This window comes from Halomonas llamarensis, assembly GCF_023555005.1.
Lineage (GTDB): Bacteria > Pseudomonadota > Gammaproteobacteria > Pseudomonadales > Halomonadaceae > Vreelandella > Vreelandella llamarensis.
On record NZ_JAMJPJ010000034.1, the window covers coordinates 1 to 15,994 of the forward strand.

A 15,994-nucleotide genomic window follows, 5' to 3' on the forward strand; every position below is an offset into this window, starting at 1 on the left:
AGATGGCCGAGCCAGAAAGCCTGCATGGCATTGAGTTCGTGGTTCATGAGAATCTCCTGGATAAAGGGAGCCTCAGTGTGGTCAGCAAAACTCAACGTGAGAAGATGTGTTTGGTGGAGCGCTTACCAAATTCCATATATTGTTTTACTTCTTTGCATCTATCCCTAAAAGAAAGATAAGCTTCGTAAATAAAATATTCTTTTTCCTCACTTGTCAGCATCCTCCACCTCCTTGCCAAGAAGGTTATTCCTAACAAAGTGGATACGCTTTCTTACCTTAGGTAGCGAGTTGCTAGCGTCTGATCGAGTTAGATGGATAAACTCCTTTGAGTCCAACCAACTTAAATCTCCAACTTTTAGATTTGGTTCAACATCTAAAGCCAACGCAGTGCCAACAGCAATAGCTTCGAACCTTATCCTAGGCACCGACATGTTTTTTGCATTCTTTTTAAAACCAAAATCAAAGTTATCTCTCACAAAAAACATAACATTATTGAAAATATTTTTGTAAAAATCTAAATCAAAATCATCATTATTTTTATCATCTAGATAATCATTTAAAAAAACATCAACACTTTTCTTAAAACCTTCGTAGTTCTCATAATAAGCAAAAAATCTTAAAACCAACTCCTCATACTCACGGCGTTTAGATCGAGCACTACTAACTGGACATAGCTCTCTAAAAAGTTCATCGGAAGAAATATCCTTAACAAGACTGGTAAAAGGGCCGCCCCTTGAGCCAAACCTTTGTTCCATCGTCCAGAGCTTTTCTCCACCCGTGTTCAGGCGATCAAAAAGTTGTCTACGAGCGTCCTCGTCAACCTCTATAAGCTCTATCATTCGCATTGTTTTTCTATTAAAACGAAGCCTCCTAGATGTAGGCAAGTCTTGAAAAGTCAATCCATTAAGCTTATCAAGCTTCTCTAACTTTGAAAGAACCAGTTCACCAGACAAAAATCTTACTAAGGTTCTAATTCGCTGAGAGCCGTCAACTATCTCCATTCTTCCCGTATCTTCACCCTCATCAACGTCTGCAACATATAGATAAGGGATAGGGAGGTTAAGCATTAATGATTCAATAAAGCGAGATTGACGTTCCTCATTCCAAACCATCTCACGTTGATAATCTGGAACGAACAATTCAGCCCGATCGTTGTCAAGTTTCTCTAAAAACTTAGAGACAATAATTTCAACTGGATACTCACGGATATCGTAATCTGTTTCTTTATTCTTTTCTTTAATCTGCCTCTCAGCCTCTTCAGCAAGCTGAGACCGATCACCTTTAAAAAAATTGTTTTGCATCCATTCCCCCTTTAACCCTAATATCCAAATGTTTATTCTCGAGAGTCACGCTGTTCAACACCTTGCTTCTTACCTTCAGGCAAGCTTTCATAAAGCTCTTCGATCTCTTTGAACCGTGTAATTCTGTCTTGCACGATAAAATTCAAAAGATCGAACATTTTACCCACATTCTTATTGATATCATCGTCATCGATTTCACCCGGGTACACTGATTCATTACCAATGATGCGTATAGCATCAAGCGCTTCTTGCACACCTCGAGGTAGCCCATTCTCTACTAACTCACTGATGGCTTTATCTATTTTTCGGTTTTTTCCCAAGGTATATACAAAGCCGCTGAAGCGCTAAGCGAAACAGTGCAGCAGCAGCTTTCGAGGAGTGGGGAAGCACTCCACGTGCTTCCAAGTAGTCAGTTTTAACTTCATCGGGCATGTCAGGAAGTGGAAGAGGCACACCTGAAACCAAAGGAGAAAGGAGCTTGCCGGATAAATCACTTTGATCTGTACCAAACCAGTAAGAAGACTCACCACAGTGCTGACATATGGCTCTCTCAATTTGCGTACCTTCAAACCTAACTCGCCATTCATACCAGCTCATTTTTGAATAAACATTACATAAAGGACATGTAAATGCCTTAGCTTGAAACTTGGGCGGATAATATTTCATAAAAAAACGCTCCCTGTCTGCATATTATACCGAGCTAGGCTTTTCCGGCTGACAATCAAAAATCAAGAATGAACATAAGCAATCAATTTTCATTATTGTCCCTGCGCTTAATCGAAACTGAACGACTCACGGTTGCCAGCTGCGTTTTCTTCCATCTGCACACAGCTTTCCAGTATCTGGTAACTTTCACCGCCGAACTCGGCGACTTCTTGGCAGTGATTGCGAATGCGGGAAGATACGCTCGGCCATTGGTCGCGGATGGCGTTATAGCTGCTCTGCTCCATCTGGATGCAGGAGTTGTAAATCTGATGGCTGCCGCCACCAAACTCTGCAACGTCTTCACAGTGAGCTTCCACATCAAAGCGCGGTAACGACTGTGCGTGCGCTGAAAAAGCTGCCACACCGGTAAGGCAAGCCACGATCGTGGCCATCTTAAAAGCCTTCATCCTTGTCCCCTTTTCACGTTATTTACCACGAAAAAGCGGCCTTCAATGCCATAGCCGCCTCAAACCACCGGCCCAACCCGAATCTCATACCGCCCCAAAATCTCCACACCCTGCATATCCTGCGGCTTGATCATTTCCGGCTGGTAGTGGTCTTTGTCGCTGATCAGGGGCAGCGCGCCGTCGCTTGCTTCACTCATACAAAAAGCCTAACCCATAGCCAGGCCTAACACCATTATTCCGAAGTCGATTTATCCCCACGCCTGATAAACGCCCATCAGAGCTCAACGACAACAGCAGAGGCTATTCCACCTGCGCTGAGTGGCCCTTTAGGCTCTGGGCTGGGTGGCCTTTTTTGCGTACAATCGCATACCAATTAAACCCGACTTTTCTGCGTCCGCTACGGTGTGCCATTTACACCTGTTTCAGGGCGTGTATTTATACCGCATACCGAGTATGCAAGTGATGGATATGACGAACGTTAACCCAGCAGACGCCGCACGTCGGTTTTCTGTGGCGCCGATGATGGACCTCACTACAAGAGACTACAGAGCCTTCGCGCGCACCTTGACCAAGCGTGCGTTGCTGTATACCGAAATGGTGACCACCGGGGCTATTTTGCACGGCTCGCCGCGTGCGCGTTTTTTGGGCTTTGACGACGTTGAGCACCCAATTGCCTTGCAGCTTGGCGGCAGCGATGCCGGGGAACTGGCCGAATGTGCGGCGATTGCCCAGGATTGGGGCTATGACGAGGTCAACCTGAACGTCGGTTGCCCGAGCGACCGGGTGCAGAACAATATGATTGGCGCCTGCCTGATGGGTTATCCGGAAAAAGTCGCTGCGGCTGTGCGTGCCATGCAAGCGTCGGTGTCGATCCCCGTGACGGTGAAATGCCGTATCGGCGTTGACGATCAGGATGAAGATGCTGACCTGGCACGTTTTATTGAAACCGTCGCGGATGCGGGCTGCCAGACGTTTACCGTTCATGCGCGTAAAGCCTGGCTACAAGGCTTATCGCCCAAGGAAAATCGCGATGTACCCCCGCTCAATTACCCGCGCGTGCATCGCTTGAAGCAGCAGCATCCCGAACTGCACATCGGGATTAATGGCGGCATTAAAACGCTTGAGGAATGCCAGGCGCAGCTTGAACACGTTGACAGCGTGATGGTGGGCCGTGAGGCCTATCAAAACCCGTGGATGCTCGCTGGCGTCGATGAACAACTTTATGGTGTAAAAAGCCCCGCACAAAGCCGTATGGCGGCCGCCATCGCGTTTCGGCCTTACATCGCCCAGCGGCTTAACGAAGGCGCCAAGCTCAATCATGTCACGCGGCATTTATTGGGCCTGTTCCAAGGCTGCCCAGGCGGGCGCCGTTTCCGGCGCCATCTCTCCGAACATGCCCACAAAGAAGGCGCAGGCTTACGTATTTTTGATGACGCGTTGAGCCTGGTGCGAGAACCCCAAGCAGCCTAATTCGGGCGAATTAGTAGAGCGCATCCGGTGGCGGGTCCAAAGACGACTGAAACGACTCAATAGCCGTTTCCGCCTCTTCAAGCGCATCAAAGCGAGCAATGTGAAAAAGCGCTTCGCCTTCGTTGGCAAGCGGCAGGCGGCTCATGCCAATCACAATGCCATCGGCGACGGCGCGTACTTCGCCTTCATCGTTGCCAAAGGGGTCCGCCACCTTGCCCAGCAGTTCACCCTTTGCTACCCGAGCACCCAAGCGTACTTTGGGGCGCAGAATGCCGTCTATCGGTGCCCGTGCCCAGCTAGAACCATTGGCAACCTCGGCCGGAGCTGGCCGGCGGCGGCGCTGCTCACCTGCTAGCATTCCTAAACGGCGCATCACGCGCAGCACGCCACGCACACCGGGGGCAATGGCCCACTCATCAAAGCGCAACGCCTCCCCAGCTTCGTAAGTCAGCACGGGAATGCCACGATTTTGGGCGTAATGACGCAGGCTGCCCTCACGCAGCTCCGCGTTAAGCACCACGGGCGCGCCAAACGCATCGGCCATCTCCTCTGTTTCACTGCCAGGGCTTAACTGCGCGCGGATTTGCGGTAGGTTCGTGCGATGGATCGCGCCCGTATGCAAATCGATAATATGTGTGGCGCGATCTACCATTTCCTCTCGCAGCAACGACGCGATGCGTCCACCCAGCGAGCCAGATTCACTGCCGGGAAAGCAGCGATTTAGATCCCGCCGATCGGGCAAATAGCGCGTCTGCTGCAAAAAGCCAAAAACGTTGACCACCGGCACTGCAATAAGCGTGCCGCGAATGCTATTGATGGCTTTTGAACGCAGAAGGCGGCGTACGATTTCAACACCGTTAATCTCGTCACCATGAATGCCGCCACACACCAGCAAAATTGGCCCATCTTTACGGCCATGCACCACTTCAACCGGCATGTGCAGCTGTGTATGGGTATAAAGTTTAGCGACCGGGACATCAATTTCTTGCCTTTGTCCCGGCTTAACACTGCACCTGGCTAATGTAAATGGCGCTCGTGCCATATGAAGGCCTGCTTGGGTATCAAAACTGAGTATCAAAACTGGGTATCAAACACTGTTTTCTTATTGCCGTTATACGCCCTTGAAGCCTCAGTGACGAGTAAAATCAGCCGATATGTCCCACTTTCCTGCGACATATTTGCCGAAATAAGGTATCCATACACTTTCGCATGTAAAACGCCGACGAGTTGGTTAAGATGTAAGCGCGTTTTATCCAGAGGCAACGGGATTCATGGTAAGAAAAACGAAAGCCGAAGCAGCCGCGACACGCGAGGCGCTTTTAGATGCGGCCGAAGAGATGTTTATTCAGCACGGAGTCGCGCGCACGTCTTTAGAGCAAATCGCCCGCCACGCTGGCATGACCCGCGGCGCGGTCTATTGGCACTTTAAGAACAAAGCCGACCTGTTTCACGCCATGCTCCAGCGCGTGCGCTTGCCCTTTCAAGAGCTGGTCGAAGCACTTGACGACCCAGAACTGGTCAAAAAACCCTTAGAAGCTATTCGCTTGGCGTGTATCAGTGGTTTTGAGCATCTAGAACGCCCCCGCTACCGTCGGGTACACGCCATTTTGATCCATCACTGCGAAGTCTTTAGCGATATTGATCCACTCGCCATGCAAAACGAGATGGCCGAAGAATCTTGTGGTGCCTTACGTGACTATTTTCAATGCGCAGCGCGTCTTGGCCAACTGCGCAACGATATCTCGCCAGCGTTGGCCACGCAGCTGCTGCAGTCAATGTTGGGGGGATTATTTCACGACTGGCTACGCAATGACGGAAGCTTTTCTATTTACGAAGAAGGCAGCCGTCTCGTGAAAACGCAGCTAGCATTGATGCAACCCCACCCTTAAGGGTGAGGCCGCTATTTCACTATCGTGATGATCTTGCTCTAATACTGGACAAGATACTGCCATGCCGTATCAACACTATCGTCAATACTTGTTCCTACCTCTCCTCTTTTGCTCCTTGGTGTTCACGCCCCAGCAGGATATAAAACGCTGGCAACACAAAAATGGTAAACAAGGTACCAATGCCCAGCCCCGCACTGATCGTCAGACCGATGGCAAAGCGGCTTTCTGCGCCGGGGCCAACAGCAATCAGCAACGGCACCATGGCAAAGATCAGCGCCACCGAGGTCATGATGATCGGGCGCAGCCGGATGGCGGAGGCTTCAATCACAGCATCAACCTTGTTCAGTCCACGCTCTTTCTGTAACTGGTTGGCGAACTCGACAATCAGGATACCGTTCTTGGAGACCACGCCAATCAACGTAATCAGGCCCACCTGGGTGTAAATATTCATGGTGGCGAAGCCGAGCACGATGAATGCCATGGCACCAGCCACCGACATGGGCACTGAGACCAAAATGATGAAGGGATCACGCCAGCTTTCAAACTGCGCCGCCAGCACCAGATAAATGACCAGCAGCGACAGGAAGAAGGTTACGGCTAGGGCGTTTCCCTGGTTCGCCAGCTGCCGACTCTGCCCAGTGTAATCGTAATCGAAGCCCGGAGGAAAGGTCTCAGCCGCGGCTTGTTCCATGTAATCCATGGCGGTACCCGCTGCCACGCCTGGCTTGATAACCCCCTGCACGGTAAGGGAGTTCTGCTGGTTGAACTGGGTTCGGTTGGAAGGCTCGACGTTGTGGGTAAAGCTCACCACGCTGCCCAGCGGAACCAGCTCACCGTTATCGGCGCGAATCTGGTAGTCATTCAACTCCTGTTCGTCCAGACGGAATTGCTGGTCCACCTGGGGAATGACCTGATAGGACCGGCCTTCCATATTGAAACGGTTGATGTAACCACCACCGAGCATACTCGATAGGGTCTGGCCGATATCCTGCATGGACAGGCCGAGGTCTGCCACGCGATCCCGGTCCACCTTGATGCGGGTAACGGGCCGGTCGAAGTTGATAGACTTCTGCAGGAACATGAAGTTACCGCTGCCCATGGCCTTGCCTAACAACTCATCAGCCACCTGGTTCAGCTGCTCGTAGCTGTTGCCAGTGGTGATCACGAACTGGAACGGCAGACCGCCGCCGGAGCCGGGCAAGGATGGCGACGGGAATACGGCCGTTTGCAAACCGGTGACCTTGTTCAGCTCGGCAGCCAGCTTGGGCTGGGCCTCGAACTGGGAAGTCTCGCGCTGGCTCCAGGGTGCCATCTTGAAACCACCGAATACGGCATTAGGGCCGGTAATGCCGATGATCATGAAATCTTCCTGATAACCCGGAACCGAGGCTATGCGGTTCTGGGCTTCGTCGCCATGCTCCTGAAGGTAATCCAGCGTCGCCGTTTGCGGCCCGAGCCCCTGATAGAACAGGATGCCCTGGTCTTCCGTCGGCGCCAACTCATTCTGGCTCATCGTTACCATGAAATAGATCGAGCCCAGGACGACCACCGCAAAGAACACCACCACAGATTTGGTCTTCATCAGCGACGTAAGAGCGCTCTTGTAGGCCCCTGACAGCCCATTGAAGGTGCGCTCGACCAGCTGCTCAAACCGGCCCGGATTGCCATGTGGCTTGAGCACCATGCCGGACAGCATGGGGGACAGCGTCAGGGCAACGATCCCCGAGACCACCACGGCGCCCGCGAGGGTAAAGGCGAATTCGGTGAAAAGCGAGCCAACCAGGCCGCCCATAAAGCCGATCGGCGCGTATACCGCTACCAGCGTCGTGGTCATCGCAATGATCGGTACCGCCATTTCCCGGGCGCCATTGATAGCGGCCTCGAAGCGGGATTCGCCCTGTTCTATGTGCCGGTGCACGTTTTCCACCACGATAATGGCGTCATCCACCACCAGGCCGATGGCCAACACCAAAGATAACAATGTCAGCAAGTTCAGTGAGAACCCGAACACCAGCATGATGAAAGCACCACCGACCAGCGACAGCGGCACAGCCACCGACGGCACGATAGCCGCCCGGAGGGAGCCCAGAGTCAAGAAAACCACCACCAGAACGATAACCAGCGCTTCTAGCAGGGTCTTGATGACTTCCTTGATGGAATCATCGATAAAGTCAGAGGCGTCGTAAGCCAGTCGCGCATTCAGGCCCGACGGCAACTGGCTCTGGATTTCCGGAAGCTCCGTTTTCACCAGACCCGCGACGGTCAGGGGGTTGGCGCCCGGCGCCAGCTCGATGGCCACGTAGGTCGCCGGTTGGCCTTTATACAGCGCCAGCTGGTCATAGGTCTGAGAACCCAGTTCGACGCGTGCAATATCCTGCAGGCGAATCTGAGAGCCTTCGTACTGCTTTACTACCAGGTTGCGAAACTCATCCGGGTCGGCGACGTCGGTGTCGCTGGTCATGCTGATTTCAGTGTAGGTGCCCTTGGTGTTACCCACCGCCGCCTGGTAGTTGTTAGCGCGGAGTTTGGCGATCACTTGCTGGGGCGTCATATCCACCGCTGCCAGCCGTTCCGGATTTAGCCACACGCGCAGGGCAAACGTCCGGCCAAGCAGGGCTGCCTTACCGACGCCGGAGAGCGCCTGGAGTTTTGGTTGCACCTCCCGGGTCAGATAATCGGTGATCTGCGGCACCTCAAGCTCTTCACTGTAGAAGGCGATGTACATAAGTGCCGTGGAGTCACCGGTAGTGGAGGTGATCACCGGGTCCTGAGCCTCGGCGGGCAACACGTTACGCTGACTGGCAACCTTGGCCTGAATTTCCGCAAGCGCCGCGTTGGCGTCGTAGTTCAGCTCCATTTTGGCCTGGATGGTGGAGGTGCCCTGGGAGCTGGTGGACGTCAGGTAATCGATCCCGCTGGCCTCGGCGATGGCGTGTTGCAAAGGCGTGGTGATAAAGCCCTTGATCAGGTCTGAGCTGGCACCCGGGTAAGCCGTAGTCACGGTAACCGTGGTGCTTTCCAGTTCTGGGTACTGACGAACTTCCATTTCCATTGCAGCCCGTGCGCCCAGCAGGAGTATCAGCAGGCTGACAACCGTCGCCAGAACCGGCCGGTGGATAAATATGTCGGTGAATCGCATTACTCAGACGCCTCCTGTGGTTGCTCGTCCTTCTGGATCTCGACCTTCTGGCCGTCACGCAGACGGAGCAGCCCCTTGGAAACTACCGTTTCACCTGCCTTCAGACCAGAGAGCACCGCCGCTTGGGTGTCACGGGTGTCACCGGTGGTGATCGTGCGGCGGCTTACCACCAGGTTGCCACTGTCGTCATCTTCGACCACGAACACAAAGTCACCATACGTGTTGTAGGAAATGGCCGTACGCTGCACTGTAACGACTTCGTTATCTTCCGGTTGTCGGGTCTGGATAGTCGCGAACATGCCCGGCCGCAGGCGGTTTTCTGAGTTATCCAGAGTGGCGCGAATGCGCACGGTACGGGTTTCGGGGTTCACTGACGTGTTAATGGCACTGACCTTACCCTCGAAAGCCTCATCGGGAACTGCTGCCACGGTTACGCCCACCGGGTAGTCGGTTTCTACCTTGGGCAGATCCTGTTCCGACAGGGTGTAGTCTGCGTAAATCGGGTCCAGCATGTTGATTTCGACTATCGGTGTGCCGGTAGGCACATATTCGCCTTGATCCACCATGCGGATACCCAACGTGCCGTCGAACGGTGCCCGGATGATTTTCTTGTTAAGTTGCGCTTCCGCTTCATTTACCCGGGCCCTGGCTGCGTCAAGGTTAGCCTTGGCTTCGTCGTACTGGGACTGGGACACGGCACGCTTTTCAAGAAGGTTGGCTATCCGCTGGAAATCCTGTTCTGCCAACTGGGCTTCGGCCCGACGAGTGCGCAGGGCAGCTTGATCGATTTCCGAATCCAGGCGAATAAGTACGTCGCCCTGTTCAACGGTATCGCCGGAGTCGAAATTGATTTCCTCAATAACGCCGGGCACCTCGTTTGCAACCTCGATGCCATTCACCGCCTCGATACTGCCCACCGCCTTGATAGCGGGCGTCCAGCTCGCCTTTCGGGCTTTGGTTGCGGAAATTAGGGTGGGCGGCTGGGCTTGGGACAACTGCTCTTCCATCTGGCCAAACTGGTAAAATTTGTAGCCGAAGATGCCACCAAACACGACGGCGAGAAAAATGATAACGATCAGAAAGCGGGAAGCAATGCGCATAGTTCAGGCCCTGTCACTCCGTATCAAGTGATGTAAGTTTCGAAAGGAAAAAAGCAGATCGTCGATAGGCATCAGCGCACTGGCTGTGGCGGCTCACCGATATCTATCATTTCATCGTAGGGGTCGTCCTCTTCAGGCAAGATGAACTCAACGCTATCACCGTCTAGCCATGTGTTAACTTCTTTTAGCGCGGCGACATCCAGCGTGCCCGATTGCTGACGCAGGGTCAGCAAATTGATCACATAATCGTAGCGCGCACTGGCGTAATCGGCGATGGCATTGTACAAGTTTTGCTCAGCATTCAAGACATCGACGATATTGCGCGTCCCGACTTCATAGCCCGCACGCGTGGCGTCTAGCGCACTTTGGTTGGAGACAATCGCTTGCTGGCGGGCCTCAACGGTGGTCACATCGTTGCTGACCTGGGTATAGCGTGAGCGCACTTGCTGCACGGTTTCTCGTCGCTGATCTTCGAAGTCGTATTGACTTGCTTCGAGTAAGTAGGTGTTTTCTTGGATAGTCGCGGTGGTGGTGCCGCCGGTGTAAAGCGGAAGGCTCACGCGAACGCCTACCTGGCTATCCGAGTTATAGCCCGACACGCCATCGGCATCGTTGTCGCCATAGTTATAATTAGCGAAGGCATTGACCGAAGGAAGGCGCTGCGCCTCAGCCAGAGCCAACCCGCTACGCGTGAGTTCAACGCCGGCTCGACTTGCAAGCACAACGGGATTTTTCTCAACGGCCAACGCGACCCAGTCATTACGGTCATTCGCAGGAAGCGTGACGGGCATCGCCTCGCCCAATGCCTCAATGCTCTCGTAACGCTGACCGGTTAAACGTTCCAGCGCTTCAAAGCGCACTTGGAGATCGCTCTCTGCGGCAATACGGGTCGCGCGCGACTGATCAAACGCCGCTTTGGCTTCTTCCACTTCAGTAATGGCGATAAGCCCGACTTCAAACTGTTCGCGCGCTTGCTCAAGCTGGCGCCCAATGGCGCGCTCCTGCGCCCGGCGCGATTCAAGTAGCTCGTGGGCACGTAGAATTTCAAAATAGGCTGAAGCAACATCGATTAACAGTTGCTGTTCTGTGGCAGCCAGCTGATAAAGCTGCTGATCAATCTGGCGCTCTGTCCGCTCAACTTCACGATTGGCAATAGCATTAAACAGCGCTTGCGTGGCTTCAAGCGATACGTTCACGCTATTGATGTTGTCATCGCCACCGCTAGTTAACGCGGTTGTTGCACCAAGTTGATCCCTGCTTTGGCTTTCGTACGCACGGCTATGGGCCACATTGCCGGTGGCATTGATTTGCGGCAATAGCGCGCCTTCCGCCGCCTCGCGGACCGATTCCGTACTCCGGGTCACCAACCGCGCCGACGCAAGCGCCGCGTTATTATTGAGAGCATCCTGGGTAATGTTAAGTAAATCCGCCGACCACGCGGGGGTTGTCCAAGTCGCCGCTACCAACATCGGCAAAAGTGCGCGTCGCATCCAAGCCCCTTTGGGCGTCGATAAAAGAGCAAAAGGGAGTCGCAGCATGTCATCATCCTCATTATGATCAGTCACCAGACACAATATACATACATTGTCGCATGTTCATAAGCGCTTACCAGGATTCAACGCGATTTTGCACGTTTTTTGCCGTATTCACTTTCTTGTTTTACTGCCTTTTTGGCGCATAACGCACAAATCTGAACTACGCTATGTTGCAAAGCAACACGACACCCTGATTGTCGACGTTATCGCTTTAACCAGGAGCCGCCATTATGGATGCCGTTACCATCGTCCCCGTGGGTTCGCTCGAAATCGCCGTTCGCTTATGGCACCCCAATGCGCCCCATACGGTAATCGCCTGGCATGGTTTAGCGCGGCACGGCGGCGACTTTGAACAACTTGCCCGCCGACTCGGCCCCAAATGGCGAGTGCTAGCCCCCGACACGCCGGGGCGGGGGCTTTCAAGCTGGTCTTTTTACCCCGCTCAAGAGTACCTATACGCTCACTATATGAAGGTAGCACTTGCCGTGCTGGATCATTTTCAGCTCGATAGTGTGCCCTGGATCGGCACCTCGATGGGCGGGCTTTTAGGCATGCTGCTTGCGGCTGACAGCGAGGCCGCGCCGCGACTGCAATGTCTCGTGCTCAACGATGTCGGCCCGGAGCTTGACCCGCAGGCGCTTACCCAAATGGCTACCTACTTCGGCACTTTTAAGCGTTTTAGTACTTTTAATGCGCTTAAAGACGCACTCAAGGCGAACTATCAGGGCTTTGGCATTCAACATGAAAGCGAGTGGGATGCGATGGCGGCCAGTAGTGCGCGGCGCCTTCCCGATGGCGCCTGGTCGTTTCATTACGACCCACGCATCGCTGAGCAGTTTATCCATGATACCCCTCGCGATATGTGGGCGGATTGGGCACACATTCACTGCCCCATGATGCTGATTCGCGGCGAGCACTCACCGCTTTTACGTGTGGAAAGCATGGAAAAAATGCGTCAAGCCCAGCCTGAAATGGAAACGCTAGAAGCCCCCGGCTGCGGCCATGCCCCTATGCTCAATGTGGAAAGCCAGGTGACGCCGCTGCGCCACTTTCTCGAACGCCACAGCGAGCGACACAACCCCAACGCAACACCCAACTTATGGCAGCAGTGGATTGAGCGCGTGAAGCGGAGCATTTAACCCGAAAGTTTGGCCACACAACGCTCGACCGCACCACGATAGCCGACGCCGAACAACAGCAAATGATTCAGCAGCGGGTAAAGTTGGAAAAGTGCCTCACGCCGCGGCCAATCGGCCGGGGCATTGGCGTCCCAGTAGGCTTCGAAAAAGGCCTCCCCCGGCGCGCCAAAAAGCGTCAACATGGCAAGGTCCACCTCGGGAAAATGGTAGTAAACCGCCGGGTCAATCAAGGCTGGGCCATCCGGGGTGTGCAGCACGTTACCCGACCACAGATCGCCATGCACAAGGCTTGGCGGTGCATCCGGCAACCACGTCTCCAGCGTGTCGGCGATGTTCTCAATGCGTGCGCGCAGCGCATGACCCAATAAGCCCCGCTCGTGGCACGCCGCGCTGAGTGGCAGTAGACGCCGCTCGCGCTGAAACGCACGCCCATCGGCTAACGGGGTGTTAGGTTGCGGCGTGCTGCCGCAGGCGTTATCCCAATGCCAGCCGTGCTGCTCGCCGTGTTTCGCGTGCAGCACGCGCATGCCTTCGCCTAGCGCGGCAGCATTGCCCCGCCCTTGCGCTGTTAGCGCCTCCATTATCAGCCATTCACCTGCCTGGCCAAGCACGTCGGGAATCACCAGCGGCGCATTCGCTGCTTTCAGCGCGCGCAGGCCCTCGGCCTCTCCCTGCAAACTGGCAGTATCGTCGTGTTTGACCACTACTGTTCCCTGTTGCGTTTCGAGCTGGTAGACCGCGGCGATATCGCCACCGCTTAGCGGCTGAAGATCCCCCACCGGCGTCAGCTTCTTTTCTTCTAGCAAGGCCTGTAACCTAGCGGGTAATGTTGGAGAGGTAGGCATAGCGTAGGAGGCTCCCATGTATAAACTGGCTTTTTTTGTTCCCACCGAAGACGCCGAGCGCGTAAAAGAGGCCGTCTTTACCACCGGCGCGGGGCGCATCGGCGACTATGAAGCGTGCTGCTTTCAAACCCGAGGGACCGGGCAGTTTCGCCCGCTGGCCGGTGCCAACCCGCATATCGGCCAAGTCGATGAGCTTGAAAACGTCGAGGAGTTAAAAGTGGAGTTAGTCTGTCAGGATGAACTCATTCGCACCGCTATCGCGGCATTGAAAGCGGCCCATCCTTACGAAGAACCCGCCTATGAGGCTTGGCTGCTAGCAGATATCTAATCAAGCCTGTGGTCGTTAAGCACTGCCAAAATAACGCTCGCGGTCTTCTGGGGTAATGGTGCCGATGTGAAGTGGAAAAAGTCTGTTGCCGCGATCAGCATAATAGTGGCGCAACGTCTCTTCGATTGTTGGAAACGCCAACGCGTCCCAGGGGATTTCGTGCTCCTCGAATAGGGCAACTTCTTCGCTCTCAGCGCCGGCGTCAAAGCCCCCGATCAAATCAGCACGGAAGATCATGTAGACTTGGTTGATATGGGGCAAATCGATCAACGTATAAAGGTTCGCTAACGCCACGTCGGCACATGCCTCTTCACGCGTTTCTCGCACAGCGGCCTGCTGGGTGGTTTCGGCGTTTTCCATGTAGCCCGCTGGTAACGTCCAGTAGCCTTTGCGCGGTGCAATAGCCCGCCGACAGAGCAACACTTTACTGCCACTCACCGGCAAAGTACCAGCCACGATACGCGGATTTTGGTAGTGCACAACCCCGCAAGCATCGCAGAGATAGCGCGGACGATCGTCCCCTTGTGGGACGGCAAAACGGACTTTCTCACCACACTCACTGCAAAAATTCATTGCGCACCCTCGGCTGGTCACAACGAAAGCCAACGCTTGACGCCAACACCCGCTGCTGATTAAAAAAGAAAGAAACCTAATGGAACGCCCATGTTAGAGAAACTGCGTGAACGGCTGCAATACCATGTTCCCCAACGCTTGAATCACGTATCGTTACCGGAAGCGGCGGTGCTGCTGCCGATTGTCACCCGCGAAGTGCCCACTTTGTTGTTTACCCGCCGGGCCAATCACTTAAGCACGCATAGCGGCCAGGTGGCGTTTCCTGGCGGTATGCGCGAACCCGAAGACACTGACCTTTACGCCACGGCGCTGCGTGAGGCGCAAGAAGAGATTTCGCTCGCGCCGCCCTTGGTGCAATCTATTGGTCGTTTGTCGGACGTCATTTCACTGCACGGGATTCGCGTGACGCCGTGGGTCGGGCTGATTCCACCTGATCTGCCACTGAAAGCCGACCCCAATGAACTGGATGCGATTTTCGAAGTACCGCTGTCGCACTTTATCGACGACCATCGCACCCATACCGACGTCATCACCGTCGACGGCGTGGCCTACTATGTACCGAGCTACCACGTCGACGGCTACGTGATCTGGGGACTTTCCGCCATGATGCTGGTGGAGCTTCTTGCCGAAGGCTTTGGTATGTCGATCGACCTGTATCAGAAACCGCCCGGTGCCTTGCATCACCACCCCGAACGTACGTCGTCTACACGACGTGCTTCCGCTAAGAGAAAACGCCCGTCATGACGCCGACCACACTGACTTCACCGGCGCTGTTTTGCCCCGCGACAATCAATGCGCTCGCCGACGCGCTTGTCGAACAAGGCTGGTACGTGGGCAAAAACGTCATCGACGCCGAACTGTGCCACACCTTGTATCATGAGCTTTCACATTTAGCGCACCACAAGGGCTTGAGCGAAGCGGGCGTCGGGCGTGGCAGTGAGCACCACCTGCGCAAGGATATTCGTGGCGACGCCATTCGCTGGCTAAACCGTGAAAGTGAAGCCCAACGCCAGTACCTCGCGGGCATGGCAGCGCTTCAGCAGACGCTGAACCAAGCGCTGTTTTTAGGCTTGTTCGAGCATGAGGCTCACTTTGCCCATTACCCGCCGGGGGCATTTTACCAGCGCCACGTTGACAGTTTCCGCGGGCGTGCTAACAGAGTGGTCTCAACGGTCGGTTACTTGACCCCCAACTGGCCCGTCGATGGCGGCGGTGAGATGGTGATTTACCACCCGGAGAACCCTGAGCAGGAGGTCGCCCGCATCACCCCTGAAGCTGGCACCTTTGCCTGTTTCCTCTCGGCCACCATCCCCCACGAAGTGCTCCCCACCCGCGTGGCGCGCGCAAGCATTGCCGGCTGGTTTCGCCGAAACGCGTCGATGGGTGGCATTCTCGACCCGGCGCGATAGATAAATGCATGATACTCACGATGCTCTTTAGGCCCGTGCAATCCCACCACGACTGCCAGCATAGCCATTGTCGATGACGACCAAGCGCTCAACGGTCTCTTGGACGGCGTTTTCAATTTGCTCTTGGGTCGCGTCTTACGACGTTAAGTCATCA

The 15,994-nt window shown here is 54.4% G+C and carries 17 protein-coding genes; 6 read left to right on the top strand and 11 right to left on the bottom strand.

Features of this window, described 5'->3' with window-relative positions:
* Positions 1 to 206: 206 nt before the first annotated feature.
* From M8006_RS15010 to M8006_RS15030, 5 genes are all read right to left on the bottom strand, one after another.
* Positions 207 to 1,301, bottom strand: a complete 1,095-nt coding sequence (locus tag M8006_RS15010; RefSeq protein ID WP_250083600.1) for a DUF262 domain-containing protein — start codon at positions 1,299 to 1,301, stop codon at positions 207 to 209.
* Positions 1,302 to 1,333: 32 nt separating this feature from the next.
* Positions 1,334 to 1,555: a hypothetical protein gene (locus M8006_RS15015; RefSeq protein WP_347709774.1), complete on the bottom strand. Its 222-nt coding sequence runs from the start codon at positions 1,553 to 1,555 to the stop codon at positions 1,334 to 1,336.
* Positions 1,556 to 1,595: 40 nt separating this feature from the next.
* A complete protein-coding gene (locus M8006_RS15020) occupies positions 1,596 to 1,967 on the bottom strand; it encodes a hypothetical protein (RefSeq protein WP_250083603.1) in 372 nt (123 codons plus the stop codon).
* Positions 1,968 to 2,074: 107 nt separating this feature from the next.
* On the bottom strand, positions 2,075 to 2,398 hold the full coding sequence (locus M8006_RS15025; RefSeq protein WP_250083605.1) for a hypothetical protein: 324 nt from the start codon (positions 2,396 to 2,398) through the stop codon (positions 2,075 to 2,077).
* Between the two features lie 74 nt (positions 2,399 to 2,472).
* The gene (locus M8006_RS15030; protein WP_250083606.1) at positions 2,473 to 2,610 is read right to left on the bottom strand and encodes a hypothetical protein; all 138 of its coding nucleotides are present in this window, start codon (positions 2,608 to 2,610) and stop codon (positions 2,473 to 2,475) included.
* Positions 2,611 to 2,881: 271 nt separating this feature from the next.
* On the opposite strand from M8006_RS15030, the gene dusA reads away from it, so the two are divergent.
* On the top strand, positions 2,882 to 3,883 hold the full coding sequence (dusA, locus tag M8006_RS15035; protein ID WP_250083608.1) for a tRNA dihydrouridine(20/20a) synthase DusA: 1,002 nt from the start codon (positions 2,882 to 2,884) through the stop codon (positions 3,881 to 3,883).
* Positions 3,884 to 3,893: 10 nt separating this feature from the next.
* Here dusA and M8006_RS15040 read toward each other — a convergent pair whose 3' ends face one another.
* Positions 3,894 to 4,925: a succinylglutamate desuccinylase/aspartoacylase family protein gene (locus M8006_RS15040; protein ID WP_250083609.1), complete on the bottom strand. Its 1,032-nt coding sequence runs from the start codon at positions 4,923 to 4,925 to the stop codon at positions 3,894 to 3,896.
* A 229-nt stretch (positions 4,926 to 5,154) separates the two neighbouring features.
* Here M8006_RS15040 and M8006_RS15045 point away from each other — a divergent pair, with 229 nt between their 5' ends.
* Positions 5,155 to 5,772, top strand: coding sequence for a TetR family transcriptional regulator (locus M8006_RS15045; protein WP_250083610.1), 618 nt, complete (start codon positions 5,155 to 5,157; stop codon positions 5,770 to 5,772).
* 94 nt (positions 5,773 to 5,866) lie between these two features.
* On the opposite strand, the gene M8006_RS15050 is transcribed toward M8006_RS15045, so the two are convergent.
* The 3 genes from M8006_RS15050 to M8006_RS15060 form a co-directional block, all read right to left on the bottom strand.
* Positions 5,867 to 8,911 (bottom strand): efflux RND transporter permease subunit, encoded by a 3,045-nt coding sequence (locus M8006_RS15050; protein ID WP_250083611.1) that lies wholly within the window; start codon positions 8,909 to 8,911, stop codon positions 5,867 to 5,869.
* On the bottom strand, positions 8,911 to 10,011 hold the full coding sequence (locus tag M8006_RS15055) for an efflux RND transporter periplasmic adaptor subunit (protein WP_250083612.1): 1,101 nt from the start codon (positions 10,009 to 10,011) through the stop codon (positions 8,911 to 8,913). Before M8006_RS15055 ends, M8006_RS15050 begins: the two co-directional genes overlap by 1 nt.
* A gap of 71 nt (positions 10,012 to 10,082) precedes the next feature.
* Positions 10,083 to 11,501, bottom strand: coding sequence for a TolC family outer membrane protein (locus M8006_RS15060; RefSeq protein WP_250083614.1), 1,419 nt, complete (start codon positions 11,499 to 11,501; stop codon positions 10,083 to 10,085).
* 275 nt (positions 11,502 to 11,776) lie between these two features.
* Here M8006_RS15060 and M8006_RS15065 point away from each other — a divergent pair, with 275 nt between their 5' ends.
* On the top strand, positions 11,777 to 12,685 hold the full coding sequence (locus M8006_RS15065; protein WP_250083615.1) for an alpha/beta fold hydrolase: 909 nt from the start codon (positions 11,777 to 11,779) through the stop codon (positions 12,683 to 12,685).
* Here M8006_RS15065 and M8006_RS15070 read toward each other — a convergent pair.
* On the bottom strand, positions 12,682 to 13,530 hold the full coding sequence (locus M8006_RS15070) for a fructosamine kinase family protein (RefSeq protein ID WP_250083616.1): 849 nt from the start codon (positions 13,528 to 13,530) through the stop codon (positions 12,682 to 12,684). The genes M8006_RS15065 and M8006_RS15070 overlap by 4 nt on opposite strands.
* 16 nt (positions 13,531 to 13,546) lie before the next feature.
* Here M8006_RS15070 and M8006_RS15075 point away from each other — a divergent pair, with 16 nt between their 5' ends.
* Entirely contained in the window at positions 13,547 to 13,858 is a 312-nt protein-coding gene (locus tag M8006_RS15075) for a YqfO family protein (RefSeq protein WP_250083617.1), read from the top strand.
* A 15-nt stretch (positions 13,859 to 13,873) separates the two neighbouring features.
* On the opposite strand, the gene M8006_RS15080 is transcribed toward M8006_RS15075, so the two are convergent.
* Positions 13,874 to 14,431: an NUDIX hydrolase gene (locus M8006_RS15080; RefSeq protein ID WP_250083619.1), complete on the bottom strand. Its 558-nt coding sequence runs from the start codon at positions 14,429 to 14,431 to the stop codon at positions 13,874 to 13,876.
* Between the two features lie 90 nt (positions 14,432 to 14,521).
* Here M8006_RS15080 and M8006_RS15085 point away from each other — a divergent pair, with 90 nt between their 5' ends.
* Both M8006_RS15085 and M8006_RS15090 read left to right on the top strand, forming a co-directional pair.
* Positions 14,522 to 15,175, top strand: coding sequence for a CoA pyrophosphatase (locus M8006_RS15085; protein WP_250083620.1), 654 nt, complete (start codon positions 14,522 to 14,524; stop codon positions 15,173 to 15,175).
* Positions 15,172 to 15,840, top strand: coding sequence for a 2OG-Fe(II) oxygenase (locus tag M8006_RS15090; protein WP_250083621.1), 669 nt, complete (start codon positions 15,172 to 15,174; stop codon positions 15,838 to 15,840). The genes M8006_RS15085 and M8006_RS15090 overlap by 4 nt, the downstream gene beginning before the upstream one ends.
* Positions 15,841 to 15,994: the final 154 nt, after the last annotated feature.